This window comes from Mesorhizobium sp. B2-6-2 (genome assembly GCF_006440615.1).
Classification (GTDB): Bacteria; Pseudomonadota; Alphaproteobacteria; order Rhizobiales; family Rhizobiaceae; genus Mesorhizobium.
On record NZ_VFUG01000040.1, the window covers coordinates 1 to 3378 of the forward strand.

At 63.7% G+C, this 3378-nt stretch carries 1 protein-coding gene and 4 pseudogenes; all 5 read left to right on the forward strand.

The features are described 5' to 3' along the window. Positions 1-409: 409 nt before the first annotated feature. A pseudogene (locus FJ419_RS30500) lies at positions 410-1266 on the forward strand (transposase); the annotation flags it as partial. A gap of 5 nt (positions 1267-1271) precedes the next feature. Continuing rightward, positions 1272-1882 (forward strand): annotated as a pseudogene (locus FJ419_RS31380) (IS66 family transposase); the annotation flags it as partial. A gap of 43 nt (positions 1883-1925) precedes the next feature. Continuing rightward, positions 1926-2099 (forward strand): annotated as a pseudogene (locus tag FJ419_RS31530) (transposase); the annotation flags it as partial. 22 nt (positions 2100-2121) lie between these two features. After that, a complete protein-coding gene (locus FJ419_RS31385) occupies positions 2122-2643 on the forward strand; it encodes a hypothetical protein (RefSeq protein WP_246679433.1) in 522 nt (173 codons plus the stop codon). Next, positions 2640-3302, forward strand: a pseudogene (locus tag FJ419_RS30530) (recombinase family protein); the annotation flags it as partial. The gene FJ419_RS31385 and the pseudogene FJ419_RS30530, both read left to right, overlap by 4 nt. Between the last annotated feature and the right edge of the window lie 76 nt (positions 3303-3378).

The following is a 3378-nucleotide window of genomic DNA, read 5'->3' on the forward strand; positions in this document are numbered from 1 at the left end:
TGGCGGAGGATTCCAGATTTGGCAGACCTCGGCTGGCGCCAGGACGGCTCCGCCACAAAATCTCACCCGATGCATAACTAGGGTTAGGTGGCGCGCCACCTAACCGTTCAACGGCGCGCTTTACGTCTTCCGCGCCAAAAGAGCGGACAGGATCAAGATCGTCTGGTGGGACGGCAGCGGCGTGTGTTTTTATGCCAAGCGGCTAACGACGCGAAGTTGGCCGCGGATCGGCCACAACCGGGTCCAGCTCAATGCTCAGCTCATGGCTCTGGTTGACGGAATGGACTGGAAACGGGTTCGGACGGAGACCGTCAGGCGGCCGCAATCGGCTGGGTAAAACCCTGCGGCATGATGAATCAGGGGGCTGAAAAGCGGGAAAATTGCCCGCGAATATGCTCTGATTTTGGCCATGTCGACACCCCATCTCGCACTCCCGGACGACGTTGACGCGCTCAAGACGATGGTTGTTGCCATGGCCGAAAAGGCCGCCCTTATGGAGGAGCGCGCCTTCATCTCGAGTTGGTCAACAAAAGTGCTGATGAGCGGATCGCACGTCTGACCGCGGTGGTGAAGATGCTTGGAGAGCGCGCGCTTCGGCAGCCGCTCCGAAAGTTTTGCGGACCGGTGAGCTGAGCGAGGAGCAGTATGCTCTCGTCTTCGAGGAGACCGAAACCGGCGTGGCGGCCATCGAAGCGCAGATGGACAAGTCTGTGGGCGGCTCGAAAGCGAAGCGCGCACCGCGTCCTCGCAAAGGCTTTGCGGCCCATCTCGAACAGGTCGAGGTGGTCATCGAGCCCGAAACGCCTGCTGGCTGCGAAGCGCTGGAAAAGATCCCGATTGGCGAGGATGTCTCCGAACGGCTCGATGTCACCCCGCGAAGTTCCGGGTGATCGTCACCCGTCGGACGGCGTTATCAAGGCAGCCGCTCCCGCCCGCATTCGAAAGCATCCGACCGAAGCGCTGCTGGCGCAGTTCGCGGTGTCGAAATACGCTGATGGCCTGCCGATCTACCGCCACGAAGCGATCTATGCTCGCGATCAGGTCGAGATCGACCGGTCACAGATGGCCCAGTGGATGGGCAAGGTCGGCTTCGAGCTCGAGCCACTCGCCGATTACGCACTGACCGGCATCAACCAGGGTGAGCGGGTCTTTGCCGATGAGACCACGCTGCCAACGTTGGCGGCGGGATCGGGCAAGGCCAAGACGGCCTACCTCTGGACCTATCTCCGCGATGATCGGCCCTTTGGCGGCAGCGGACCGCCCATCAGGCTCCGGCGCCGTTCCACGCCACCCCGCGCGGCTGGGCCGGTCCCGGCCTGCTGGCGATGATCCTGTTCGAGAAGTTCGGCCAGCATCAGCCGCTCAATCGCCAGGCTGAACGCTATGCCCGCGAAGGCGTGCCGCTCAGCCTGTCGACGCTCGCCGACCAGGTCGGCGCCGGCGCCGCGGCGCTGATGCCGCTGTTCAAGCGGCTCGAACCCCATTGCTGTCCGCTTCACGTCTGCACGGCGACGATACGACGGTTCCGGTCCTGGCCAAGGGCAAGACCGATACCGGCCGATTATGGACCTATGTGCGCGATGACCGACCATTCGGTGGCGCCGATCCGCCGGCGGCGGTGTTCTACTATTCCCGCGATCGCCGAGGGGAGCATCCTGCGGCGCATCTCGCCGGCTGGAGCGGCATCCTGCAGGGCGATGCCTATGGCGGTTATGGCGATCTCTATACGACGGGCCGTCAGCCCGCGCCTGTTCTGGAGGCCAGCTGCTGGGCCCACAGCCGGCGCAAAGTGTTCGAGCTGGCCGATATCGAAGCGGCGGCGCGCAAGAAGGCGCGCGGCGAGAAGCCCAACCTGGTCTATCCGCTCGCGGTTAAGCCGTGAGCGCATCGATGCCCTGTTCGATATTGAGCGCGCGATCAACGGCCTGTCCCCAGGCCAACGCCACGCCGTGCGCCAAGAGCGGAGCGCGCCGCTGGTCACCGAGCTCGAGCGCTGGATGATCGAGACGCGCGACAAGCTCTCGCGCGGACACGATCTGACCAAGGCCTTCAACTACATGCTGCGTCGCTAGTCATCCTTCACCCGGTTCCTCGACGATGGGCGGATTTGCCCATCGAACAATGCAGCCGAGCGAGCCCTGCGCGGCATCGCCATCTCGGGGTCATTCTGCCCATGTTGGGCAGGAGGTCGAGGTCCATTACCGTTGGCACCCGTATTTCGGACGTCGGCTTCGCTGCGAGAACAGCGAAGAGCGCGCCAACGGCCGGATCATTCATCTCGTCGTCGCGCCCGGGCATGTCATTACCGCTCCGGCCTGGATGATCGATCCCGTGGCTTGCGCGGCGATGGACCTTGGCTCCCCGCGCGTATCGCTTGCCGCGCTGCTTGAGCTTAACAAGCTCTTGATCGAACGCCGTTTCCGGCGAGGCTCTCCGGATGATTTCACCATCGCGGAGGCGCAACATGAGAACCTTGCCACCCCCGACACGATCTCTCGTGGTCGTTCGCCAACTCAGCTTGCCGCTCGACTCGCAGAAGCTGAACGGGCTGAGTTCAGCGCAATGGACCATAGTGATCGCCCGGCTCGCCAACGTACTGATGGCCGCCGCCGGCGTGGCAACGGAGGAGGAGAGCTGCGATGACGAGCGGTAATCTGATTCCGACTGCCGTCCTCAAGCGCAAGGCCGTGGTCTATGTGCGTCAGTCCACTCAGGCGCAGGTCCAGCTCAACCTTGAGAGCCAGCGTCGGCAGTATGAGCTTGTCGACGTCGCGCGGCGCTGGGGATTCCGCAAAGTAGAGGTGATCGACGAGGATCTGGGACGAACCGCAAGCGGGGCTGTGGAGCGTCCCGGTTTCGAGCGCCTGGTCGACGATCTGTGCACCGGCCATGTGGGCGCCGTGCTTTGCCTGGAGGCGTCCCGCCTGTCGCGCAACGGGCCGGACTGGCATCGGCTGCTCGAGTTGTGCGGCGAAGTCGATGCACGCGTGATCGATCTGGACGGAGTCTACGATCCGGGATTGCCGAACGACCGCCTGCTGCTCGGTATGAAGGGCAGCATCAGCGAGTTCGAGCTCGGCGTGCTGCGTGCCCGCATGTACGAGGCCGCCCGCGCCAAGGCACAGCGTGGGGAACTGCGCATCTCCGTGCCCTTCGGCTATGTCTGGCACCGCGATTATGGTCTCGGTTTCGATCCCGACATGCGCCTGCAGGAGACCATTCGCCTGATATTCGCGCGCTTCCGCGAACTCGGCAGTGCGCGCCAGGTCCTGATCTCGATGATCGACGATGGCGTGCATTACTGCTGTTGCTGGCCGCGCAAACGGGGTTGCGGGTCTCGGAGATCATCGATCTCCACCAGGACTCGGTGATGCTGGG